Raw genomic sequence first — 23,654 nt, forward strand, 5'->3', positions numbered from 1 at the left:
GCTCTTCGCGGCGCTGACGACGACGATCCAGTTCCTTCTTACGTTCATGCTTCTTGTGGGCCATGATATATCTCCTTTTTAATGCCCGTTGCGGGCAAATAGTATCTGCGAGCCGGTTTCCTTACCCCAGAGCGCCCCCCTTTGTCCAGCCCCGCGCGCGCAATTTCCCGGGGCTTGACGAAGCCGGGTTTCATGACCATATTCCCCCTTCAAAGTTTTCAACGAGGAGCCACGTATGAAAAGCATGAGCCTGAAAGCCGCAGTCAGGGATGCCGTAAAGATTTTCCAATTCGATAACTGGATCCGTTTCTACTACATCAAGTCGGACGGAGACTCCATGACCGTGGAGATCCCCGTGGACGTCCTGCAGCGGATCGAAAAGGAATACCCCTCCCTGCACACGCTGGCCGACACCATGTGCGGCGACATCGACTACCAGAAATCGCATGATATCGTCTGCGCCCACGTGGCCGCGCACCTGGACGGGGCCAAGTACGACACCTCGGTCATGCCCAGGGTCTTCGACTCGCCCCAGTTCAAGATCGAAATGTACGTCTTCAACATGTGGATGAAGATGCACGAGCCCTACCTCGACGAGGAAGTCCTGTTCTTCTCGGATTGGGAAGAGATGTGGGAGGAATGGAACAAGCTGGACGAGGTCAGGCAGTACCGAGAAAAGCTGGTCCAGAGCGGCCAGGACCCGCAATCCCCATCCTGCGACACGGTTCAGTAGTCCGTCCAGTCACGTTTTTCGAAAGCCCCTTCCGGCCGGAAGGGGGCTTTTTTAACATGTTCTAATACACCGCCGCCTCTTCGACGTGCTATTCGATAAAGGCTCATTTCACGGAGAACACAATGGCCATGCTTCGATTGTCCGTCACACTCCTGCTTGCGTTCCATTTCCTTGCGGCGCCCGCGCACGCCTATGACCTGGACAAGCTGCGCATCTACACGGACGACTACCCGCCCTACAACTACAAGGTGCACGGCAAAATACAGGGGCAGTCCACGGCCAAGATCCGCAAGATACTGAAACGGCTCGGCGCAACGCCCGAACGGGAAAACATCCAGCTGGTCCCCTGGGCCCGCGCCTATGCGGCGGTTCAGGCCGACCGCAACGCCGTCATCTACAGCATGGTCTACACGGAGCAACGCGCACCCCTGTTCCGGTGGGCCTGCCCCCTGGGCACCTGCCGCATCAGCCTCATCGCCGCCAAGAAACGGGCGATCACCATCACAAGCATCGAGGACCTGGAACACTACCGCATCGGAGTGGTCCGGGAGGGGATCGGCCACCAGCTCGTGTCCGCCCTTGTCCCCGACCTGCCCCTGGACATCACCAGCACCCCGGAACTGAATGTCCGCAAGCTGCATGCAGGCCGCCTCGACCTGTTCGCCTTCGACTACAATGTCGCTTCCCATGTCATGCGCACCCTGGAAATCGATCCCGCCGAATACGAAGAGGTCTTCACCCTCGACGAACAGAAACTGTGCATCGGCTTCAACAAGGAAGCCGACCCCGCCCTGGTAAACGACTTCCAGCGCGAACTCGACGCTCTGAACGAGGAAACGTCCCACGCCCAAAACGTCCAATAAAATCATCGGGCTTCGGAATCAGGCCATTGACAGTTCAGCCACACGCTTTATTGTTAGGAATAGTTATTCCTAACAAGAGAGGCGCATATGTCCCTGAAACATATCCTATACCATGTCGCGGCCCTGCTCCTGCTGACGGCCCTGACCGCAGGGGCTGGCCAAACCGCAAACAAGGAGCCGAGCATGAATGCGCAAAAAACGGAAATCGCCACGGTGGCCGGGGGCTGCTTCTGGTGCGTGGAATCGGACATGGAAAAACTGCCCGGCGTGCTCAAGGCCGTTTCCGGCTACGCGGGCGGCAACGAGAAAGACCCTTCCTACGAGATGGTCTCCGGCGGGAACACCGGCCACCGCGAGGCCGTGCAAATCCATTTCGACCCGACCGTGACCAGCTACAAAAAGGTGATCGAACACTTTCTCATGGGGTACGATCCCACGGATGCCGGAGGATCCTTCGGTGATCGCGGCTTCCAGTACACATCCGCCATCTTCTACCACGACGAAGCGCAAAAACGCATCGCCGAGGACGCGATCCGCGCACTGAACGAATCCGGCCGTTTCGAAAAAACCGTGGTCACGCCCGTGCTTCCGTTCACCTCCTTTTATGAGGCGGAAGACTACCACCAGGACTACTTCATAAAGAATCCCGTGCGCTACAAGACCTACAGGTTCTTTTCCGGCCGGGACCGCTTCATTGACGAACACTGGGACAAGGAGGATGCGGGAAGGACGGAAAAGGGCGACGGCAACTCGGAATATTCCAGGCCCGATGACGTCACCCTGAAAAAGACGCTCACGGACCTGCAGTACCGCGTAACCCAGAAGGAAGGGACCGAACGGCCCTTTGACAACGCATACTGGGACAATCACGAACAGGGCATTTACGTGGACGTGGTTTCCGGGGAGCCGCTCTTCAGCTCCGGCGACAAATTCGACTCGGGCACGGGCTGGCCCAGCTTCACCCGCCCCCTGGAACCGGACAACATCGTGGAACACACGGACAAGAGCCTGTTCATGTCCCGTACCGAGGTGCGCTCCAGGCATGGAGACTCGCACCTGGGGCATGTGTTCGACGACGGCCCGTCCCCCACCGGGCTGCGCTACTGCATCAACTCCGCGGCCCTGCGTTTCATCCCCAGGGAAGAACTGGAGACAGAGGGTTACGGCAGGTACCGGGGCCTCTTTCAATAGCCGGGGAGGATTCATGCCTGAAGCGAAGAGATGGCATTATTTCTAATATCTTCGCGCCGCCGGGGCCGCTATGCTTTCCCCAAGGAAATCCCAGCAAGGCGAAACCATGAAAGCACTCTTCCCCATTCTCCTGGCAGCCATGGCGCTGTTTCTGCCCCCCGGAACAACGCATGCCTACGACATAAACGACCTGAGCATCTATACCGAGGAATACCCGCCGTACAATTATCGGGAAGACAAGAAGGTGGCCGGAACCTCCACGGAGATCGTCCTGGAAATCCTCCAGCGGCTGGGTTCCAAACTCCAGCGGGAGAACATCCAGCTCGTGCCCTGGGCGCGGGCCTATGAGGCGGTGCAGTACGACACGAACGCCATCATCTACAGCATGGCCCACACCGAGCACCGGGCCGATCTCTTCAAATGGGCCTGCCCGGTGGGCAGGGTCAGGATCGGACTTATCGCTCCCAAGGCAAAGCACATCGTCATCCGCTGCCCCGAGGACCTGAGGAGATACCGCATAGGCGTGGTGCGCGAGGACATCGGCCACCAGCTCATGCGCAAAATCATATCCGACCGGGACATGGACATCGCCAATTCCTCGGAACAGAACATGCGCAAGCTGCTCACCGGCCGTATCGACCTTTTCTCCTACGACCTCAACGTGGCCCGGGACGTCCTACGCAGGCTCGGCCTGGACCCGGACCAGTTCGAAACGGTCTATGTCCTCGAAGAACAGGACCTATGCATCGGTTTCCACATGGACGCCGATGACGAACTGGTGCGCGCCTTCCAGCGGACTCTGGACGAGATCAACAGGGAAAAGAACACGCCATGAAAAAGGCCGCCCCATCCGGAGCGGCCCTGCGTTTCCTCTATCAAAATCATTCCTCGGAATCGTGCCCGGGAGCTGTGCCCGCTCCCGCATCGGGTTCGCCGGGCCGCAGGGGCTGGACGCCCTGACGCTCCACGTCGGTGATCTTGCCGCCCTTCCCGCGAATGATGAGCGTGGGCCGGGCCTCGCCCTGCCCGGGAGCGAAATCCATGCTGCGAGGCGGCTGGCCGTCCCCCTTCTTGTGCCCCGGCCCCTGACCCTCCAGGGCCAGGGCCCCGAAAGCAGCCAGCAGAACGGCGGCAAAGGCGGGCAATAAAGCTTTTATCAACGTGCGCATCATAATCAGTATATCCCCTCGGTGCCCCGGCATCAAGCAATGCCCGTGCCGAAACAAAATCTCCCCGCACCGTCGGCATTCCCCGAACATGGCCGACGTATTCCCGCATGAACCAGAGCAGGATTTGCGCACGAGGCGCGCAGGATTGGGCGGGCGGCGCAACCTTGCCAAGGCTTTGGGGATGCTGTCAACGAACGAAATATTATTGGACAACAAAAAACTGTTCCCATTCGGAAAAAAAAACTATATTACGCGCGTTCCGGCAACACCGGTCCGTGTGCGCCCGCCCCGGGCAGCGCGGAAATCCACTTGATAAGGGGGGCCGCATGACTGGACAAAATCCGATCATCCGGTTGCAGAACCTCGCAATGAGGTTCGATGACACCGACATCCTCGAGGATATCAACCTCGACATCCATAACGGCGAATTCCTGACCTTGCTCGGCCCCAGTGGCTGCGGCAAGACCACTATCCTGCGCCTTATCGCAGGGTTCGAAACACCGACCGCGGGAAAAATTCTCATCGACGGGAAAGAGGTCAACGCCCTGCCCGCCAACCAGCGGCGCGTCAATACGGTCTTCCAGAGCTACGCGCTCTTCCCGCACATGACCGTTTACGACAACCTGGCCTTTGGCCTGAAGATGTCGGGCACGCCCAAGGACGAGATCGACCTCCGGGTGCGCGAGGCCCTGGACATGGTCGACCTGGGCCGCATGGCGAAACGCATGCCCGCCCGCCTTTCCGGCGGTCAGCAGCAGCGCGTGGCCATTGCCCGGGCCGTGGTCAACAAGCCCCTGGCCCTGCTCCTGGACGAGCCCCTTTCCGCTCTGGACGCCAAGCTGCGCAAGCGCATGCAGATCCAGCTCAAGGAACTGTGCAAGGAACTGGGCATCACCTTCGTCTTCGTGACCCACGACCAGGAAGAGGCCTTTGCCATGTCCGACCGCGTGGTGGTCATGAACGAGGGGCGCATCGAGCAGACCGGCAAGCCCGAAGAGGTTTACGAGGAACCCACCAACCTCTACGTGGCCAAGTTCGTGGGCGAGACCTGCATCCTGGACGGCGTGGCAGGCTTCAAGGAAGGCGGCGTGCTGCACGCCTTCGTGGAAGGCAACCCCTGCAACCTGGTCACCAAGCGCGAGTTCGAGGCCGACGATCCCATCAAGGTGGTGCTGCGGCCCGAGGACATCGTGGTCGAGGACACCCCCACGGAAGGACACGAGGACCAGCTCTGGCTGCCGGGAACCGTGCGCGAAACCGTGTACAAGGGAAGCACCTGGGACATGCTCGTGGACCTGGACTGTGGCAAGGAAGTGCTGGTCACCGAGTTTTTCAACGAGGACGACGACCGCATCTGGCAGAAGCCGGGCGACAAGGTCGTGGTCAGTTGGTTCAAAGGCTGGGAGGTCGTGCTTCCGGATGAACAACTCTAAGCTTTTCAAACGCATATCCATAGGCGGGGCAGCCTTCTGGCTGGCGATCTTCGCCCTGGCGCCCAACCTGCTGGTGCTGGCCGCCAGCTTCCTTACCCGCGACGAGGCCAGCCTGATTGCGCCGGTCCTTTCGCTGGACGGGTACGGGGCCATCTTCGATCCGGTATTCCTGGGCGTGCTGGGCAAGTCCATCTACCTGGCGGCGGGGTCCACCCTGCTCTGCCTGCTGGCGGCCTACCCCTTCGCCTATACCCTGGCCCGCATGAAGACCCGGTTCCGGCCGCTGCTGCTCATGCTGGTCATGATCCCGTTCTGGACCAACTCGTTGATCCGCACCTACGCCCTGGTGTTCATCCTCAAGTCCAAGGGGCTGCTTTCCACGGCCCTGCTCTGGCTCGGGCTCATCGATAAGCCCGTTTCCTTCATGTACACCGAGACGGCCGTGTTCATCGGCATGACCTATACCCTGCTGCCGTTCATGATCCTGCCCATCTTCTCCTCCGTGGAAAAGCTGGACAATCGGCTGCTGGAGGCCGCAGGCGACCTGGGCGCGAGCAAGTACAAGACCTTCCGCCACGTGACCCTGCCCCTGACCATGCCCGGCATCATCGCCGGGTGCATGATGGTCTTTCTCCCGGCGCTGGGCATGTTCTACATCCCGGACCTGCTGGGCGGCGGCAAGAACCTGCTGGTGGGCAACTTCATCAAGAACCAGTTCCTGGTTTCCCGCAACTGGCCCGCGGGCGCCGCCGCCAGCGTGGTGCTGACCATGCTCATGCTCTTGCTCATGTGGGGCTACCACCTGAGCGCCAAGCGCCTGGGCAAGAAGACCGAGGGGACCGCGCTATGATGAGAGTGCTCTGGAACACCGCACGGCTCCTGCCGGTCTATGTTTTCCTCTACCTGCCCCTGGCCGTGCTCATCACCTTCAGCTTCAACAGCTCCAAGTACTCCACGGCCTGGAAGGGTTTCACCTGGCAATGGTACACCAAGCTGGCGGCCAACTCCCAGCTGGTGGAGGCGGCGCTCAATTCCCTGACCATCGCCACCCTGGCCGCGTCCATCGCCTCGGGCCTGGGCGTGCTCCTGGCCGTGGCCCTGTTCCGCTACCGCTTCAAGGGCCGCGACATGATGCAGGCCAGCCTGTTCGTGGTCATGATGAGCCCGGACATCGTCATGGGCGTGTCGCTGCTGCTGCTCTTCGTGGCGGTGGGCATGAGCCCCGGCTTCTGGCCGCTGCTCACGGCGCACGTGACCTTCTGCATCCCGTTCGTCACGGCCACGGTCTATTCGCGGCTCAAGGGTTTCGACCCGCACCTCATCGAGGCGGCCGAAGACCTGGGCGCGGGCGAGTTCCGCACCTTCCGGCACGTTATCCTGCCCATGATCATGCCCGCGGTGCTGGCAGGCTGGCTGCTTTCCTTCACCCTGTCCATGGACGACGTGATCATCAGCTTCTTCGTGACAGGGCCGGACTTTGAAATTTTGCCGCTGCGGATCTTCGCGATGGTCAAAATGGGCGTGAAACCCGATGTGAACGCGCTCAGTGCAATCATGGTCGGCATCACCGTATGCTGTGTGTTTGTATCCCACTTACTCATGAGGAAACGAAAGTGAAAAGAACCCTTCTCATCGTCTTCGCATTGGCCTGCGCCATCTTTACCGCAGGCGTGGTGCGTGCTGGGTCCGGCGTGGTGTACGTCTACAACTGGACGGAATACATCCCCGAAGGCGTCATCGAGCAATTCTCGGACGAGACCGGCATCAAGGTGGTCTACGCCACCTATGAGAGCAACGAAGCCATGTACGCCAAGCTCAAGATGCTCGGCAACAAGGGCTTTGACGTCATCATCCCGTCCACCTACTTCGTGAGCAAGATGGCACGTGAAGGCATGCTGCACGAGATCGACAAGGCAAAACTCAAGAACTTCAAGAATCTTGACGCTGCCTATCTCGACCAGCCCTTCGACAAAGGCAACAAATACTCCGTGCCCTACACCTGGGGCGGCACCGGCATCCTGGCCAACCCGGACAAGCTGGGCGTCATGCCCGCCAAGTGGGCCGACCTGTGGAAGCCCGAATACAAGGGAACCCTGCTGCTGCAGGACGACCTGCGCGAGGTCTTCGGCATGGCCCTCAAGGCCAAGGGCTACTCCCTCAACGACACCGATCCCAAGCACATCGAAGAGGCTTACGAGTACCTCAAGGAACTCATGCCCTCGGTGCGCACCTTCAACTCCGACAGCCCCAAGGTGCCCTTCCTGAACGAGGAAGTGGACGCGGGCATGATCTGGAACGGCGAAGCCTACGTGGCCATGGGCGAGGCCCCGGCCCTGAAGTTCGTCTGGCCCGAGGAAGGCGGCATCCTGTGGATGGACTGCATGGCCATCCCGGCCGGAGCCGAGAACATCGACGAAGCGCACGCCTTCATCGACTTCATCCTGCGGCCCGAGATCGCCAAGCTCATGGTCGAGGAATGGGGCTACGCCACCCCGAACAAGGCCGCCATGGCGCTGCTGGACGACGACATGCGCACCAGCACCGTCATCTTCCCGAGCAAGGAAACCATGGCCAAGTCCGAGTTCCAGGACGACATCGGCGAGTCCATCGTCATCTACGAAAAGTACTGGAACCTGCTCAAGGGCGGGGAATAGTTTGAAAAGAATCGGGGGAAGGAAACTTTTGAAAAAGTATCCTTCCCCCGAACCCCCATCCTTCAAAACCTTCTGGCGAACCGCCCCGGCTGCCGACGCAACCGGGGCGGTTTTTTAGTCACTAAAATCGGTCATGAAATTATATGGTTGCCTGTCGCAATTTCCTGCGTTCCGGGCTAATTACTGCCAATGCCGAACACACACAGAAACATCCGCTGGGGCATTGCCGGTCTCGGCAATATCGCGCACCGGTTCGCGGGCGACCTGGTGCATCACGCCGAGAACGCGAAGCTGGCCGCCGTGGCCGCACGGGACGGAAAGCGGGCGCAGGAGTTCGCCGCACAGCATGGCTGCGAAATCTCCCACGGTTCCTATGAGGCGCTCGCCCTCGATAATACCATCGACATCGTCTATGTGGCGGTCATCCATCCCTTCCACAGGCAGCTGGTGGAACTCTTCCTGCGCCACGGCAAGCACGTGCTCGTGGAAAAGCCCGCCTTCACCAACCTGAAGGACTGGGACGACATGGCCGCGCTTGCCGCCGACAAGGGCCTGCTTCTGGCCGAAGCCATGAAGTCGGTGGCCTTCCCCGCCTATCGCGAACTGCTCCAATTCATCCGGGACAAAAACATCCGCCTCACGTCCGTGCAAGCCGCCTTCGGCGATCCCCAGGACTTTGACCCGACCCAGCAGATATTCAACAAATCCCTGTGCGGCGGGGCCACCCTGGATGTGGGCGTCTATGCCCTCTGGCTCTATTTCGATCTCTGCCGACACACGGACTCCCTTCCTGGTCGCCCCGAATCGGTGAACATGGTCATCCACCCGGAGGCCGGAGTGGACAAAACCGCCACCTTTGTCTTTGGCGGGGACTGCAAGGGGACTCTCTCCGCCTCCATTACCGAGGATCTCGAACGTACGGCGCGGCTTTGCGGGGATGACATTGAAATCATCATCCGGGAAAAATGGTGGAACCCGAAATCCATCGACATCACCTGGAAAGGAATCAACCGCTCCATCCGCCATGAAGGCGCGGGCGGCGGTTTCGAGTACGAGATCGGGCATCTCTCCCGGCTCATTCAGGAAGGGAAAACACAGTCGGACGTTCTCAGCCATGCGGTGAGCCGCGAAGTCATCCGAACCATGGAAGAAGGTCTGTCCGCCAACGGATTGGCATACCTGACCATCGCTGGCTAAAGCCGGCCGGAACCTACATCCCGGGGATCGCAAAGGGAATTATTCCCTTTGCCCGCCGGAGGCATCCTCCTTCTCCCTACTCTCGCGCCAGCGGTAGACCATGGCCAGGCCGATGAACAGCACGACCACCCCAAAGGCGACAAGCAGCGCCCGCCAGGACGTCCAGTCCTCGAAAAACACGCCATACTGATCCTTGGCCCGCTCCCAGGTATCCAGAACCAGGGCCTCGAACCCGCGCATTTCATCCCGCTCCACCACAAGCCGGTCCAGGGCCTGCCGCACCGCGTAGCTGTCCGGGTCGTCCAGGGGATAAACATAGACGAACTCCCAGTAGCGATCCGGGGAAAAATAGGTATACAGGGCCACGCGCTCGCGGTCGCTGATGTCGAAGACCTCGCGGATGAGCCGCTTCTGGGGGAAGGCGTCCACCCGGATGAACGGGGTGCCGTGGATGGGAAGGAGCCGGGCCTGCTTCCGGCGCTGCTTGCGGGCCATCTCGGCCACTTCCCGGTAGTCGTAGCGGGAAAGATACATGGGTTCGGCGTAGTCGCCCACATTGACCAGGATGAGCGGCGAAAAGAAGCGCCTGTTCGCGGCGGGCTGGTAAAAGGCGACCATGGGATGCGTGGCCCTTTCCTTGTGCCCGTGCTCGGTCCGGAACGGAGCCACCACGCCCTCGGACAGCTGCTCCCATTCGTCCGGCAGGGTCAGCGCATAACCGTATTCCTCATTGCGGAAGGTCTGGTCGGCCACGGCCTGCACGGGCGCGACCAGCAGGAAGAGGAACACGAGAAAACGGTACGGCATCACAACCCCTTTTTCTTGGTTCCACCATAGGGGTGTTGGCCAAAAAGGGAAATGATTCCTTTGTGAAAAAGAGGGGCTCGGCAAAACCGAACCCCACCACAGACGTTCTACTTGTATGCCTTGAGATACTTGCGCTTGGGCAGGTGCCTGCCCAGGGAATACTGGGACTTGGTCATGCTGGATTCCCGTTTCTCGCGGCCGAATTGTTCGGGCATTTTCCGGCGTTCCCTGACGATCTTCGTCTTATGCAAATCGGGTTTATTCGGCTTCGCCCTCATGAGCAATGCCGCCTTCACAGGCTGCGGTTCGGCCTCGTTGCGCATGAAAACCACGGGGTCCTGCGCTTGGTCTCGAACGGCCTCGGCCTTGGACTTCACCTTGGCCTCCATGTCCTTCAGCTTTTCCCAGCCGGACTTGCCCCCCTGGAGGATGGAGCGGAGTTCTTTCCGCCACTTTCCGGCATGATCCATTTCTTGACCTTGAAAAAGATCACCAACCCGAAAATAATCCAGAAGACATAATCCATCTTCAGCCACTCCCAATCAAAATTCCATTTGGTTTCAAATGCGGTTTTATCGTCCAACTTCACATTGGCCACAAACGGCCTTGCCCCGAGAATGCGGTCCGAATTTTCGCCCCACAGCTTCACATACACGTATCCGCCGGAGGTGAAGAAATAGAATTTGTGCAGTTCGTGCCCACCCATATGATAATGGAACGAGGCCGTTTTCCTGTCCCCGTCAAAGGAATGCTCACTTCGGACCTTACTGCCCTTGGTCTTGGCCCAGGCCTGCATGCGTTCCAGGTCCTCGCGGGCGTAGGTCTCCATGTTCCCCTTGAGGTTCTTGGCATTGAACTTTCCGGAACGGTTCACGTAAACGGCGAGCCTGGAATCGATTTCCCCCTTGGCCCCCCGGGCCACGAAGGCCTCGACAAACCGGGTCTTGGCGTCGGGCTCGGTCTTGAGCCCCTTGACCACGGAAGCCGGAGCCTGTCTCCATCCTTCGGGCAGACTGAAGGAATAGCCAAGGTCCTTGTTCACGACCTCGAAACCTGCGGCATGGGCAGGCATGGCGAGAAGAACGAGGATCAACAGAATCCGGCGCACAAGCATTCGCTTCTCCAGGAAATTCGTGTGATACGCAATCAGGATTCCCTACCCCAATATAGAATCATGCTCAACCGTTCAGATCATGCAGGGCCCTGCCGAGCCGTTGCATTCCCTCGTCGATGATCTCCCGTCCAAAGGCCGCGAAATTGAGGCGCATGAAGGAATCTCCCTTTCCAGGCTCGGGAAAGAGGATGGGGCCGGGCGCGAAGTCCACGCCCTCGCGCCGGGCCCGCGCGCGCAGCCCGGTGCTGGAAACACCGTGCGGCAGCCGCATCCAGCAGGCCAGCCCGCCGGAACACGGGGCCGCCGTCACCCCGGGCAAATGCCATTCCAGGGCCTCGAGCATGGCGTCGCGCCGGGCGCGATAGACCTGCCGCGACTTGCGCAGGTAGGCGGCATAGCGGCCCACGGAAACGTATTCGTGCACGGCCCGCTGCAACAGGCTGGAAGTGGACTGCACATGGAGCCGCTTGATCTCGGTGAGCATGTCGTGGGCAGGCCCCTCGGCCACCAGATAGCCCACGCGCAGCCCGGGCATGAGCATCTTGGAAAAGGAGCTGGCGTAAAAGACGTTGCCGCAGCAGTCCAGGGACTTAAGAGCGGGCTGGGCGTGCCCCTCGTAGCGCAGGTCGCCCACGTAGTCGTCCTCGAAGATGGGCACCCCGTTACGCTCGGCCAGGGCCACCAGCCGACGCCGGCGCGCCCCGCTCATGCAGGCCCCGGTGGGATTCTGAAAATTGGGAATGGTGTAGATAAGCTTGGGGGAATGCTCCCTGAACAACGACTCCAGACGCCCCACCCGCATGCCGTCCTCGTCCATGGGCACGGGCACCAGCCGGGCCCCCAGGGAGCGGAACAGGTCCAGGGCCCCGGAATAGGTGGGTGATTCCACCACCACGGCGTCCCCGGGGCGCAGCATGGAAACCGCGACAAAGGACAGGGACTGCTGGGTTCCCGAGGTGATCAGGATGTTTCCGGCGCTGGTCTGGATGCCCTGGCTGCCCAGGATGGAGGCGATGTTCTCCCGCAGGGGGCCGTACCCGCGTACATCCCCGAATTCCAGGGCCTCCACGCCCTGCCGGGAAAGCACGTCGCGCATGACCTTGCGGAACTCGTCCATGGGGAAGAACCGGGAATCCCCCAGCCCCCCGTTGAAGCGGATCATGTCCGGGTCCGCCGAATACTCCCAGAACGAGATGCCGGACAGGCGGTCCCGCAATTCCTGCTGCCAGCCCGGCCATTCCCGGCTCCCGGCCGCTTCCTCGGGCTGCACATAGGAAGGCAGCACAAAGGTGCCGCTGCCCACACGCATGTCCACCAGGCCCTCGGCCTCCAGCTCGGCATAGGCGGTTTCCACGGTGATGCGGTTGACCCCCAGCGCTTTCGAAAGGGCGCGCACGGCCGGAAGCCGGAACTCCGGGGCCAGCGCCCCGGAAAGGATCCCCTTGCGGAGATGGCCGCTGATCTGCCGGTACAAAGGTTGGTCGCTCTCCCGGTCCAGGGGTATGCGCATGACTGCCTCCAGAAATTGGTCTGGTTAAATTTGGCAAAAATCGACCCTTTTTGCAATGCCATTTTTACTCTTATGCTCCGGGCATGAAACAAACCACCACCCACATGCGCGGCTACGGCCTGGCCCTGATCAGCGCGGCCATCATCTCCCAGACCGGCATCTTCGTGCGCTTCCTGACCGAGAGCCACAGCCTGGCAGCCCTGGACCTGGTCTTCTGGCGCAACATCATCCTGGGGGCGACCCTGGCGGCGCTGGCCCTGGTCACGGGCAGGCCCCGGCTGGGAGTCCCGTTCAAACGGCTGCTCTTCCTGGCGGGCTACGGACTGGTGCTGGCGATCTTCAATGCGATCTGGACCACTGCGGTGATATGCAACGGCGCGGCCGTGGCCACGGTGCTGGCCTATTGCTCGGTGGGCTATACGGCCCTGCTGGGGACCTGGCTGTTCCGGGAGCGGCTGGACGCCCCCCAAAAGCTGGCCGCGGGGCTCTGCCTGGCCGGGTGCCTGCTGGTTTCCGACGCACTGGTGCCCGAGGCATGGAGGCTCAACGCCCTGGGCATCGTCACGGGAATCCTCTCCGGCCTGCTCTATGCGGCCTACAGTCTCATGGGCCGCTTCGCCGCCCAGCGCGGGATCAATGCCTGGACCACCATGTTCCACATCTTTTCCTTTGCGGCCCTGTTCCAGCTCGCCGGCATCCTGCTGCTGGGGAAGAGCATCCCCATCCTCAGCGCGGGGCCTTCCCTTCTGCTCCTGCCCGGGGCGGGCTGGCAAGCCTGGGCCTGGCTGGCCGCCTATGCCGTGGGCCCCACCCTCATCGGCTTCGGGCTCTACGCCACCAGCCTCAAGCACCTGCCTGCGGCCACGGCCAACATCATCCTGACCCTGGAACTGGTGTTCACGGGCCTGACCGCCAACCTCCTTTTCGGGGAGGCCTTCAACCAGACCCAATGGGCCGGATGCATCCTCATCGTGGCTGCGGTCCTGCTGGTGAACCAGTCCCTCAGGAAACGGGAGGCCCCCTTGATCACCACCCTCAAGGAGAGTGAAAATGCACACGAACATCTATGAACTGGAACGGCTCATCCGGGAAAGCGTCGAACAGGGCACGCATGGGCACCGGCCTCTTCCGGCCCCTTCCCCGGCGGAACGAACCCTGAAAAGAATCCTGAGGATCCTCTCGCTGGCCCTGCTCTTTTTCGCCCTGGGCCGGTTCACGGCCTGACGCTTCGCCTTCGTGCTCCACAGCTCAGGCAAACGCGAGCGCCCGGCTATCCCATAATAATAGCCGAAAGGCCCTGTTTTCGGGCACTGTTGTCGCATGAACCGGTTTGCCCCATACCTTTGCATCCTCGCATTGGCGGCCTTCCTCCTGGCACCGGCACCTTCGCCTGCCCAGGAAGTGCTGACCATCTCCACGGGAGAATGGGCCCCGTGGTCAGGCTGCGAACTGCGCGAAAAGGGGGCAGTCCTGGACATCGTGCGCCAGGCCTTTGCCCGCAGCGGGTACGAGGTGCGCTATGAATTCTACCCCTGGAGCCGGGCCTTCGAGGTCATGGAAATGGGCGAGGTGCACGCCTCGGCATACTGGTACCACCGCAAGAAATACGAGGACATCGCCTACCTCAGCGCCCCGATCAACGTGGAGGAACACGTCTTTGTCTACCGGCGGGACAACCCCATACGACTATGGAAAACCCTCAAGGACCTTGCAGGCTATCGCATCGGCGCTTCCAAGGGGCTTTCCTATTCGGACGAATTCTGGAGGCTGGCAAAGGAGGGTGTCCTCAACGTGCAGGTGGTGATCAACGACGAACTGAACATGAAGAAACTGCTGGAAGGCAGGATCGACATGTTCCCGGTCACGCGCAGCATGATGGAGGCGTCCCTGCGCAATCAGTTCCGGGACGTCAGTTCTCTCGTGGCCCTGACCGGGCAATCGTTCCGGAAATCCACCGGGCATCTCCTCTTCCCCAGAAACCGCCAGGAATCGAAAATGCTGGTCGCAAAGTTCAACGCCGGGCTCAAGGCCATCATGGACGACGGTACCCTGGAAATCATCATGAAAAGGATGCAGCACGGCTACTACGACCCGCAGCCGGAAGGGCCGGGCAGCTAGCTCCTACTGGGGATTGTCGCCCTCGTCCGAGGGGAAATCGGTCAGCCACACGCCGATCAGCACCAGCAATGCCATGGCATAGATGATCCAGACATTCCGGGCCGACCCGGTGTTGGATTCGGGCTTCACCTTGTCCGGGCCGTAGCGCAGGCGTTCCTCCAGGACGAGGCTCCGGAAGGAACGGTCCACGGCCGGAAGCAGGCGCATGGAGCGCTGGTCGAAAAAGGCGCGAAACACCAGAACCCCGGCGCTGGTATACACGTAGCGGACCCTGAACAGCATGCCCCCGGGCTCGGCCGTGATGGTGAAGGTCCAGTTCTCCTGGTCGAACTCCGTGCCCGTGATGTCGTCGGCGGACCCGGCGGGATTATAGACCCCGGTGTTCAGCAGGGCCCCGAAATTGCCCACCACGTGCCGGTTGAAGGATTCCATGCGGGTAATGTCCAGCTTGCCGCTCCGGTCGGCCCCCACCACGATGAACGGATAGACCAGGCTCCTGCCTATGGGCCGGTACCCGGCCAGCACCTCCAGTTCGGTGCCCTGCACCCGTGTGCCGAGGAATTCGGAAAGATAGTCGTTGAGGGCCTTGATCTCCGCCCGGTTCATGGTGGTCCAGGCGTCGGGGATGGTCATGCGGTAGCCGAGCTGGGTGCTTTCCACCAGGGACTCGGCGTGAATAAGCGCAGGCGCCAGCAAGGCGGACACGGCCATGAAGACGGCCAGGATGGCAAAGAGCCTGCGCATGAGCACCTCCCCTGCGGCAAGGTTTTTCCCTCATATACAGAATACATATCACTGCCCCTATTGGCAAACATCCGGGCCGCACGGGCAAAAGATAATAATCGCGAAAGGGGAATCCCGCCGAAGGGTTCTCCCCGGACTTTTTACGGTTTCACTCCTTTAACCCTTTTCAAAAACTATAAAAAAAGGATAGGATGCATTACCCGGCACAACTGCGGCCTTGCCTTGCAACAGAAAACAAGGTGACGACATGAGCACACCGGACATGTGGACTACGACACGAATCGCAGCCGACGGCACTTTCGTATGCCCTGCGTTCGCCCTGTTCGCGCTCCTCTTCCGCATCCCCTTCGGAAACCAGGAGGCCGGCCATGCCTGACAGCCAGTACTACAAGTCCCTGCACCGCAGCATGGCCATTACCGTGGTCCTGGTCTCGCTCATGCCCCTGGCGCTCATCACGCTCATCGGCGGCTACCAATACACCGAGATATACAAGGCCAAGGTCATGGACCACCTGGAGGAGATCGTTCGCAAGCACGAGCAGAACATCGACTCCTATCTGCTGGAAAAGGTGGGCGAGATCCGGGTGCTTTCCGACACCATGGGCCCGGAATGCTTCCGGGACGAGAACAAGCTGGAAACCCTGCACAAATCGCTCATGACCCGCCACGGCGGCGACTTCGTGGACCTGGGCCTGATCAACAGCCAGGGAATCCAGGTGGCCTATTCCGGCCCGTTCCGCCTGGGCCTGGCCGACTACTCCACGGCGGAGTGGTTCAGGCAGGTCAAGAAGCGCAAGGTCTACATCTCCGACGTGTTCCTGGGGCTGCGGGGCATCCCCCACTTCATCATCGCCGTGCTCTTCGAGAGCGGCGGCAAGGAGTGGGTCCTGCGCACCACCATCGATTTCGTTTCCTTCAACGAGCTGGTGGAAAACATCAGCATCGGCCGCACGGGCCTGGCCTTCATTATCAATGAACGCGGTGAATTCCAGACCAAGCCGCGCATCGACCTTTCCGCAGAGGTCCCCTTTCTCAAGGAACTGCTGCGCAAGGCCACCGCCGGAGGAAAAAGCGCCACGCCCTTCTCGGGCAAGCGGGTCAGCGACATGGTGGTCTCCACCATCGGCCCCAACCCGCTCACCGGCCAGGAGACCATTTTCCTGAGCACGCCGCTCAAGCAGGGCGACTGGCTGCTGGTCTACCAGCAGGACAGCGTCGACGCCTTCTCGGATCTTTCCCACACCAGGAACCTGGCCCTCATCGTGCTGCTCATCGGCGTGGTGGCCATCACCTTCGTGGCCTTCTACCTGTCCAAGCGCATGGTCAAGCGCATCGTTGCCGCGGACAAGGAAAAGGAAATGATGAACGAACAGGTCATCGAGGCGGGCCGCCTGGCCTCCCTGGGCGAACTGGCCGCGGGCATCGCCCACGAGATCAACAATCCGGTGGCCATCATGGTGGAGGAGGCCGGGTGGGTGCAGGACCTGTTGGCCGAGGGCTTGGACAAGGAAGGCAACATGGACGAGACCAAGCGCGCCCTGGTCCAGATCCGGACCCAGGGTTCCCGCTGCCGCGAGATCACCCACAAGCTGCTCTCCTTTGCCCGCATGATCGACCCCACCACCATGGAACTGCAGCTCAACGAGCTGGTGGAGGAGATCATCGGCCTGAGCAGCCAGCGCACCAAGTACGCGGCCGTGCAGGTGGAAACCGAGCTGGACCCGGCCCTGCCCACCATCGCGGCCAGCCCCTCGGAAATGCAACAGGTGCTCCTGAACCTGGTCAACAACGCGGTGGACGCCATGGAAAAGGACGGCGGCACCCTGACCATCACCACCAAGCGGGACAGGGACGACGTGCTCATGACCGTGGCCGACACGGGCTGCGGCATTCCCAAGGCCAACATCCAGCGGCTTTTCGACCCGTTCTTCACCACCAAGCCCGTGGGCAAGGGCACCGGCCTGGGACTTTCCATCATTTACGGCATCATCAACAAGATGAACGGCGAAATTTCCGTGAACAGCGCCGTGGATGTGGGCACGGCCTTTACCGTGCGCATCCCGTCGGCCGCCAAGTCGGGCCTGCCTGCGGAAGCGGACGGAGGAAACAAGGGATAATCCATGGACATACGTCTGCTGCTCATAGATGATGAAGAGGATTTCGCCCGCGCGGTGGCCCGTCGGCTGGCCAAGCGCGGCGTGCGGGTGGACCTGGCCTTTGGCGGCGAGGAAGGGCTGGCCCGCCTGGACGAGTCCCCCGCCGACGTGGTCGTGCTGGATATGAAGATGCCGGGCATGAGCGGGCTGGAAGCGCTCCGGACCGTCAGGGAACGCCATCCCCTGGTGGAGGTGGTGCTGCTCACTGGCCACGCCAGCATGGAGTCGGCCCGCGAAGGCATGCGGCTCGGGGCCTTCGACTACCTGCTCAAACCCTGCGAGTTCGACACCCTGCTGGGCAAGATCCGGGAGGCAGCCGAGCGCAAGAGGGAACAGGAAGACAAAATCCGCGAAGCCCGCTCCCGCAGGGAAGGGACAGAAAGAGAGAGTGCCTAGATGAAGGAAACGGAAATCAAGATACTGCTGGTGGACGACGAAAAGGGCTTCACCGACGTGATGACCAAGCGTCTTTCCAGGCGCGGCATGCGGGTCACGGTGGCCAGCGGCGGCACAGAGGCCATCCAGGCCATGCGCGGCATAGACTACGACGTGGCCCTGCTGGACCTCAAGATGGAGGACATGAGCGGCATCGAGGTGCTGCAGATTTTCAAGAAAATGCTTCCGGAAATGCCGGTGATCATGCTCACGGGCCACGGGTCCGAGGAGGCCGCGCGAGAGGGCATGCAGCACGGGGCCTTCGACTACCTGCTCAAGCCCTGCGAATTCGACAAGCTGCTGAGGAAGATCATGGCCGCGGTCAAGAGCACAAACAAGAGCCAGTGAGCGGTTCGACCATGGACACCATCAAGGTATTGCTCGTGGATGACGAGGCGGATTTTGCCGCCGCAATGCAGCGCCGCCTCGAACGGCGCGGGCTCGCCGTGCGCACGGCGCATTCCGGCGAGGAATGCCTGTCCACGCTCCGGGAATTCGATGCGGACGTGGTCGTCCTGGACGTGAAAATGCCCGGCATGGACGGGCTGCACACCCTCAGGGCGATCAAGCACGAGCATCCCCTGGTGGAGGTGATCATGCTCAGCGGCCACGCCTGCATGGACACCGCCGTGGCGGGCATGGAACACGGCGCATTCCATTACCTCATGAAGCCCGCCGACCTGGACGAACTCATGTACAAGGTGGAGGACGCCTACAAACGCAAAAGTCTTCAGGAGCAGAAAATCCGGGCCATGGAAGAACGGGCCGATCCTGCTTCCTGATCCATATTCGGGAGGGCCTGCGGGCCATGGGATTTCAATCCATCCAACAGGGGGGACACATGAGCATTGCGCGACGAGTCTATGAAACCCTGCTCCTGGCGGCCAGGGCGCACGCCCAATGGGACCTGGAGGTCTCGCGGAGCATCCTGGCGAGCCGGAAACGGCTGCTTCTCCTGCTGGTTCTGGCGCTTCCGGCCATCCTTGTCTCCGTGGGCATGGCCGCGGACCTGCCGCTGCCGGAAATCCTGGGCGGCAAAAAGGCCTACAGCCCGGCCTTCTACACCCCGGGAATCTTCCTGGTCTCCATCGCCATCGGCCTGTGCGCCGGGCTCATCACCGGCTGCATCGGCGCGGGCGGAGGGTTCATCATCACCCCGGCCCTCATGAGCGCGGGCATCAAGGGCATCCTTGCCGTGGGCACCGACCTCTTCCACATCTTCGCCAAGGCCATCATGGGCACGGCGGTGCACCGCAAGCTGGGCAACGTGTCCGTGGCCCTGGCAGTGGCCTTCCTGGTGGGCTCGGGCGTGGGCGTCACGGGCGGCGGGGTCATCAACCGCTGGATCTACGAACTCAACCCGGTGCTCTCGGACACCTTCATCAGCCTCATCTACGTGGTCCTGCTGGGCTTCCTGGGCATCTACGCCATGTTCGACTTCATCCGGCTGCGCAGGGCCGGGGGCGGCGACGCCCACGGCGGTGCCGGGGCCGAGGACGGCGGCCTGCCCCAGAAGCTGCAGAAAGCCACCATCCCGCCCATGATCACCTTCGACACGGACCTGGTGCCGGGCGGCAAGCGCATCTCGGCCTGGTTCGTGGGCCTGTGCGGCGCGGTGGTGGGCTTCATGGCCGCCATCATGGGCGTGGGCGGCGGGTTCCTGACCTTCCCCATGTTCGTGTATATCCTGGGCGTCAGTTCGTTCACCACCGTGGGCACGGACATCCTGCAGATCATCTTCACGGCCGGATACGCCAGCATCTCCCAGTACGCCATCTACGGATTCATCTTCTACACCCTGGCCATGGGCATGCTGCTGGGCTCCCTGCTCGGCATCCAGGTGGGGGCACTGACCACCAAGCTGGTGCCCGGCATCTACATCCGCGGCTTCTACGCCACGGCCATCCTGGCGGGCTTCACCAACCGGCTCTTCGCCCTGCCCGCCAAGCTCTCGGCCATGAAGATCATGGACGTGTCCCCGGCCGTCTCGGACCTGTGCGCCCAGATAGGCAACTGGACCTTCTTCCTCTGCGTGGGGGTCTTCGGCGCATGGGTCATCGGCACCTTCGTGCTCAAGATCAATGAACTGAGGGAGGGATAGGCCATGCTGATACGCGACAAGAAGCACTTCTTCATGGGCCTGGGCCTCCTGGCGGCATTCTTCTGCGTGCTGGCGTTCATGTTCACCCCGAGCTTCGGCGGCATCAACGCCTTCCGGGCCTCGGACAACATGTTCAACTCCATCTCCAAGGGATCCACCTACTACATCCCCGAGGTGATGCGCGAGGCCCGCCAATTCAAGGGGCAGCAGTTCGACGTCAAGATCTTCACGGACAAGCCCGCCCTCACCCTGGCAGGCATGAGACTGCTGACGATCAACGGCTTCAACCTGGAGCCCTCGGGCGCGGGCATCCATGTACGCGGCGATATGGGCAGGCTCATGGGCGCGGCCCTGCGCGACGCGGACACCATGTTCAAGAACGACGGGGACGCCATGAAACGGCGCTACGGCATGGCCCCGAAAAAGGCCATGTACGCCTGGTGGATGCTCCTGAAGGACGTGAAGCTGGCCCTGGACCAGCAAAAAAACTTCAAGCCCGCCACCTTCATCGACAAGCGCATCATCGCGCGCGGGGTCGAGGTGGGCTACAACTACTTCGGCATAGAAGGCCGCAAGGCGGTGGACGAGTGGGGGATGATCACCTTTGCGCTCATCTTCTACGTGGTCTACACCATGTGGTTCGGCTACAGCATCTTTTTCCTGTTCGAGGGTCTGGGGCTCCAGATGACCGCGAGCAAGAAAAAGGAAATGTAAACAGCAAACGACTGGACGCGGGCATGGGTTTCCGGGATTGGCTTCCCTTCTTCAAGAGGAAGGAGGAAACAGAACAGAACGCCGAGGACTTCCGGGCCATGCTCGCGTCCCGGCATCATCACTTCCGCCAGCTGCTTTCGGCGGACAGCGAAAACCACGAGATATTCACGGACATCGAGGAGGCCCTGCGTGGAGAGCGCGTCTACGGCATGTCCTTTGTGCGCGCCGCATGCACCAGGGCCAGCGCCGCCACCTTCCGCATGATCCAGCACCTGGACAAGCTGGCCCCGGGCAAATACGCGCGCCTGTACGAGGTCTTCGACGAGATACGCAAGGAGATCGAGCCGCATATCGCCCACAAGGAATTCGAGCGCGGCGGCCCGCTGGTGCTGGACATTGCCGACATCACCCGCGAGCACACGGACCTGTGCGGGGCCAAAATGGCCTCCCTGGGCGAGGCCGGAAAGCAGCTGGGCCTGCGGGTGCCTTCCGGGTTCGTGATCACGGCCGAGGCCTACCGGCGGTTCATGGAACAGGACGACTTGCGGGGCAGCATAGAGCGCATCTTTCAGTCCCTGGGCAAGGAGGACCGCGACGCCCTGTACCAGGCCACCTCGCGCGTCATGCAGCAAATCATGAACACGCCCCTGCCCCACGACCTGGAGCGGGAAATCCTGGCCGCCCACGCCCGGCTCAAGGAAGCGAAAGGCCCGGACGTCCGGGTCGCCCTGCGCTCCAGCGCCCTGGGCGAGGACACCGAGCGCACCACCTTTGCCGGGCAGTACCGCTCCATCCTCAACGTGGACCGGGAAAATCTGCTGGACGCCTACCGCGAAGTGGTGGCCTCCAAGTATTCGGTCCAGGCCCTGACCTACCGGCTCAACAGGGGCATCCGGCACGAGGACGTGGCCATGTGCGTAGGCTGCATGTCCATGGTGGACGCCCGTTCCGGGGGCGTGGCCTATTCCCACAGCCCGGTGGACCCGCACGACGACTCGGTCACCATCTACTCGGTCTGGGGCCTGCCCCGCGCCGTGGTGGACGGGGCCACGGAAACAGACATCTTCACCCTGTCCCGCTCCCCGCTCGAGGTCACGGATGCGTCCGTGGCCCACAAGACGGAAAAATACGTCTGCCTCCCGGGCGAGGGAACCTGCGCCGTCGAGAACGAGGACAACGCGGGCCAGCCCTCGCTTTCGGACGAGGAGGCGCTGGAAATCGCCAAGGCGGCCCTGGCCATTGAAACATATTTCGGCCTGCCCCAGGACGTGGAATGGGCCGTGACAAGGGACGGCGGGTTCCGCTTGCTGCAATGCCGTCCCCTGCCCCGCTCCGACGCCGAGGAAGGCGTGCGGGCCGACCGGAAAGGTATCGGCAACCTGCCGACCCCGGTCATGCAGGGCGGCATCAACGCCAGCACGGGCGTGGGCTTCGGCCCGGTGTTCAAGGTCAGCAAGGACGCGGACGCCCTGCAGTTTCCCGAGGGTGCCGTGCTGGTGATGCCCCATGCCCTTCCCCGCCGGGCCGCGCTCCTGGGCCGTGCCTCGGCCGTGGTCTCGGAACGGGGCGGCGCGGCCGGGCACCTGGCCAACGTGGCCCGCGAATTCGGGGTCCCGGCCCTGTTCAGCCTGCGCGGGGCCATGGAAATTCTGGAAGACGGGCAGGAGCTCACCGTGGACGCGGACGGCCAGGCCCTGTACGCGGGAAAGGTGGACGCCCTGCTGCAGCTGGAGCGCCCCCGTCCCAACCCCATGCGCGGCAGCCCGGTGCGGGCCTCCCTGCGCAATGCGGCCCGGCACATCATCCGCCTGCGCCTCCTGGACCCGGACAGCGCGGAATTCCGGCCCCGCTACTGCAAGACCTTTCACGACATCATGCGCTTCTGCCACGAAACGGCGGTGCGCGAGATGTTCGACTTCGGCATGAGCCAGGACTACCGCAATTCCCCGTCGCGCCAGCTCATCTGCGACGTGCCCAAGCAGTTCTGGGTGCTCAACCTGGAGGACGGCTTCAGCCCCGAGGGCGAGCAGCGCGGCGATGCCTGCGTGCGCCTGGAGCAGGTGGAGTCCATTCCCATGCGCTCCCTGTGGGCGGGCATGACCGCCGTGCCCTGGGAAGGCCCGCCCCCGGTCAACGCGAGGGGCTTCATGTCGGTCATGTTCGAGGCCACCATGAACCCAAACCTCACGGCGGCCCGGGCCTCGGACTTCGTCATGAAGAACTATTTCATCATCTCCAGGAACTACTGCAGCCTGCAGTCGCGCTTCGGGTTCCACTTCTGCAACGTGGAATCCCTGGTGGGCGACAGGCCCAGCGAAAACTACGCCCGGTTCAACTTCAAGGGGGGGCCGCCAACCTGGAACGGCGCATCCTGCGGGCCAAGTTCCTGCAGGAAATCCTGGAGGCCTACGACTTCCGGGTCAAGGTGCGCGAGGACAACCTGCGGGCGCGGCTGGAGGGATTCGGCCGTCCCACCATGAGCCACAGGCTCAAGGTGCTGGGCTATCTCGTCATCCACACCCGCCAGGTGGACATGATCATGACCGACGCCCGGGCAGTGGCCCGGCTGCGCACCAAGATCATGAACGATCTCGCACGGCTGGAACCGGAGAAAACCCCCGAACCGCAGGGCATGGAGGCCCATGCATGATAATGTTGCCCAGGAACTTGCATAAACAACATCATACCGTATGGTTATGGTAGAAGTGAACGAGT

At 61.8% G+C, this 23,654-nt stretch carries 26 protein-coding genes; 20 read left to right on the forward strand and 6 right to left on the reverse strand.

All coding sequences use genetic code 11. The features are described 5' to 3' along the window. Positions 1–235 precede the first annotated feature (235 nt). The 4 genes from FGL65_RS16595 to FGL65_RS16610 all read left to right on the forward strand — a co-directional run bounded on the left by FGL65_RS16595 (position 236) and on the right by FGL65_RS16610 (position 3,622). Complete coding sequence (locus FGL65_RS16595; RefSeq protein ID WP_147822365.1) at positions 236–733, forward strand: hypothetical protein; 498 nt, start codon at positions 236–238, stop codon at positions 731–733. Between the two features lie 122 nt (positions 734–855). After that, complete coding sequence (locus tag FGL65_RS16600) at positions 856–1,596, forward strand: substrate-binding periplasmic protein (RefSeq protein WP_147822366.1); 741 nt, start codon at positions 856–858, stop codon at positions 1,594–1,596. Positions 1,597–1,683: 87 nt separating this feature from the next. Next, positions 1,684–2,787 (forward strand): peptide-methionine (R)-S-oxide reductase MsrB, encoded by a 1,104-nt coding sequence (msrB, locus tag FGL65_RS16605; RefSeq protein WP_147822367.1) that lies wholly within the window; start codon positions 1,684–1,686, stop codon positions 2,785–2,787. A gap of 106 nt (positions 2,788–2,893) precedes the next feature. Further along, on the forward strand, positions 2,894–3,622 hold the full coding sequence (locus FGL65_RS16610; RefSeq protein WP_187170427.1) for a substrate-binding periplasmic protein: 729 nt from the start codon (positions 2,894–2,896) through the stop codon (positions 3,620–3,622). Positions 3,623–3,668: 46 nt separating this feature from the next. Here the strand turns inward: FGL65_RS16610 and FGL65_RS16615 are convergent, their stop codons facing one another. Then, complete coding sequence (locus FGL65_RS16615; RefSeq protein ID WP_147822369.1) at positions 3,669–3,959, reverse strand: hypothetical protein; 291 nt, start codon at positions 3,957–3,959, stop codon at positions 3,669–3,671. A gap of 323 nt (positions 3,960–4,282) precedes the next feature. On the opposite strand from FGL65_RS16615, the gene potA reads away from it, so the two are divergent. From potA to FGL65_RS16640, 5 genes are all read left to right on the forward strand, one after another. Next, positions 4,283–5,389 (forward strand): spermidine/putrescine ABC transporter ATP-binding protein PotA, encoded by a 1,107-nt coding sequence (potA, locus tag FGL65_RS16620; RefSeq protein WP_147822370.1) that lies wholly within the window; start codon positions 4,283–4,285, stop codon positions 5,387–5,389. Continuing rightward, positions 5,376–6,239: a spermidine/putrescine ABC transporter permease PotB gene (gene potB / locus FGL65_RS16625; protein WP_147822371.1), complete on the forward strand. Its 864-nt coding sequence runs from the start codon at positions 5,376–5,378 to the stop codon at positions 6,237–6,239. The genes potA and potB overlap by 14 nt, the downstream gene beginning before the upstream one ends. Next, complete coding sequence (gene potC / locus FGL65_RS16630) at positions 6,239–7,006, forward strand: spermidine/putrescine ABC transporter permease PotC (RefSeq protein ID WP_147822805.1); 768 nt, start codon at positions 6,239–6,241, stop codon at positions 7,004–7,006. The genes potB and potC overlap by 1 nt, the downstream gene beginning before the upstream one ends. Continuing rightward, on the forward strand, positions 7,003–8,043 hold the full coding sequence (locus FGL65_RS16635) for an extracellular solute-binding protein (RefSeq protein WP_147822372.1): 1,041 nt from the start codon (positions 7,003–7,005) through the stop codon (positions 8,041–8,043). Before potC ends, FGL65_RS16635 begins: the two co-directional genes overlap by 4 nt. Before the next feature lie 189 nt (positions 8,044–8,232). Next, on the forward strand, positions 8,233–9,240 hold the full coding sequence (locus tag FGL65_RS16640; RefSeq protein WP_147822373.1) for a Gfo/Idh/MocA family protein: 1,008 nt from the start codon (positions 8,233–8,235) through the stop codon (positions 9,238–9,240). A gap of 39 nt (positions 9,241–9,279) precedes the next feature. Here the strand turns inward: FGL65_RS16640 and FGL65_RS16645 are convergent, their stop codons facing one another. From FGL65_RS16645 to pdxR, 4 genes are all read right to left on the reverse strand, one after another. Beyond that, positions 9,280–10,047 carry a hypothetical protein gene (locus FGL65_RS16645; RefSeq protein ID WP_147822374.1) on the reverse strand — a complete coding sequence of 256 codons (768 nt, stop codon included), beginning with the start codon at positions 10,045–10,047 and terminating at the stop codon, positions 9,280–9,282. 107 nt (positions 10,048–10,154) lie between these two features. Next, entirely contained in the window at positions 10,155–10,517 is a 363-nt protein-coding gene (locus FGL65_RS16650) for a hypothetical protein (RefSeq protein ID WP_147822375.1), read from the reverse strand. Further along, positions 10,442–11,161, reverse strand: a complete 720-nt coding sequence (locus tag FGL65_RS16655) for a hypothetical protein (protein WP_147822376.1) — start codon at positions 11,159–11,161, stop codon at positions 10,442–10,444. The genes FGL65_RS16650 and FGL65_RS16655 overlap by 76 nt, the downstream gene beginning before the upstream one ends. Before the next feature lie 64 nt (positions 11,162–11,225). Next, positions 11,226–12,671, reverse strand: coding sequence for a MocR-like pyridoxine biosynthesis transcription factor PdxR (gene pdxR, locus FGL65_RS16660; RefSeq protein ID WP_147822377.1), 1,446 nt, complete (start codon positions 12,669–12,671; stop codon positions 11,226–11,228). Between the two features lie 83 nt (positions 12,672–12,754). Between pdxR and FGL65_RS16665 the strand changes: the two genes are divergently transcribed. The 3 genes from FGL65_RS16665 to FGL65_RS16670 all read left to right on the forward strand — a co-directional run bounded on the left by FGL65_RS16665 (position 12,755) and on the right by FGL65_RS16670 (position 14,789). Next, positions 12,755–13,741 carry a DMT family transporter gene (locus FGL65_RS16665; RefSeq protein WP_147822378.1) on the forward strand — a complete coding sequence of 329 codons (987 nt, stop codon included), beginning with the start codon at positions 12,755–12,757 and terminating at the stop codon, positions 13,739–13,741. Further along, positions 13,722–13,895, forward strand: coding sequence for a hypothetical protein (locus FGL65_RS18315; protein WP_187170429.1), 174 nt, complete (start codon positions 13,722–13,724; stop codon positions 13,893–13,895). The genes FGL65_RS16665 and FGL65_RS18315 overlap by 20 nt, the downstream gene beginning before the upstream one ends. A gap of 96 nt (positions 13,896–13,991) precedes the next feature. Further along, positions 13,992–14,789, forward strand: coding sequence for a substrate-binding periplasmic protein (locus FGL65_RS16670; RefSeq protein WP_147822379.1), 798 nt, complete (start codon positions 13,992–13,994; stop codon positions 14,787–14,789). Positions 14,790–14,792: 3 nt separating this feature from the next. Here the strand turns inward: FGL65_RS16670 and FGL65_RS16675 are convergent, their stop codons facing one another. Beyond that, complete coding sequence (locus FGL65_RS16675; RefSeq protein ID WP_147822380.1) at positions 14,793–15,533, reverse strand: hypothetical protein; 741 nt, start codon at positions 15,531–15,533, stop codon at positions 14,793–14,795. A 368-nt stretch (positions 15,534–15,901) separates the two neighbouring features. On the opposite strand from FGL65_RS16675, the gene FGL65_RS16680 reads away from it, so the two are divergent. The 8 genes from FGL65_RS16680 to FGL65_RS16715 are packed head-to-tail and all read left to right on the forward strand — an operon-like array spanning position 15,902 to position 23,589. Then, positions 15,902–17,650, forward strand: coding sequence for a sensor histidine kinase (locus FGL65_RS16680; protein ID WP_147822381.1), 1,749 nt, complete (start codon positions 15,902–15,904; stop codon positions 17,648–17,650). A 3-nt stretch (positions 17,651–17,653) separates the two neighbouring features. Then, the gene (locus tag FGL65_RS16685) at positions 17,654–18,085 is read left to right on the forward strand and encodes a response regulator (protein ID WP_147822382.1); all 432 of its coding nucleotides are present in this window, start codon (positions 17,654–17,656) and stop codon (positions 18,083–18,085) included. Further along, on the forward strand, positions 18,086–18,472 hold the full coding sequence (locus FGL65_RS16690; RefSeq protein ID WP_147822383.1) for a response regulator: 387 nt from the start codon (positions 18,086–18,088) through the stop codon (positions 18,470–18,472). It begins immediately after the preceding gene. Beyond that, entirely contained in the window at positions 18,469–18,906 is a 438-nt protein-coding gene (locus FGL65_RS16695) for a response regulator (RefSeq protein ID WP_431830890.1), read from the forward strand. Before FGL65_RS16690 ends, FGL65_RS16695 begins: the two co-directional genes overlap by 4 nt. A gap of 59 nt (positions 18,907–18,965) precedes the next feature. Continuing rightward, on the forward strand, positions 18,966–20,225 hold the full coding sequence (locus FGL65_RS16700; RefSeq protein WP_147822384.1) for a sulfite exporter TauE/SafE family protein: 1,260 nt from the start codon (positions 18,966–18,968) through the stop codon (positions 20,223–20,225). 3 nt (positions 20,226–20,228) lie between these two features. Beyond that, the gene (locus tag FGL65_RS16705) at positions 20,229–20,939 is read left to right on the forward strand and encodes a hypothetical protein (protein ID WP_147822385.1); all 711 of its coding nucleotides are present in this window, start codon (positions 20,229–20,231) and stop codon (positions 20,937–20,939) included. 23 nt (positions 20,940–20,962) lie between these two features. Next, complete coding sequence (locus FGL65_RS16710; protein WP_147822386.1) at positions 20,963–23,419, forward strand: PEP/pyruvate-binding domain-containing protein; 2,457 nt, start codon at positions 20,963–20,965, stop codon at positions 23,417–23,419. Next, positions 23,365–23,589, forward strand: coding sequence for a hypothetical protein (locus FGL65_RS16715; RefSeq protein ID WP_147822387.1), 225 nt, complete (start codon positions 23,365–23,367; stop codon positions 23,587–23,589). Before FGL65_RS16710 ends, FGL65_RS16715 begins: the two co-directional genes overlap by 55 nt. Positions 23,590–23,654: the final 65 nt, after the last annotated feature.

Source organism: Salidesulfovibrio onnuriiensis, assembly GCF_008001235.1.
GTDB lineage: Bacteria > Desulfobacterota > Desulfovibrionia > Desulfovibrionales > Desulfovibrionaceae > Pseudodesulfovibrio > Pseudodesulfovibrio onnuriiensis.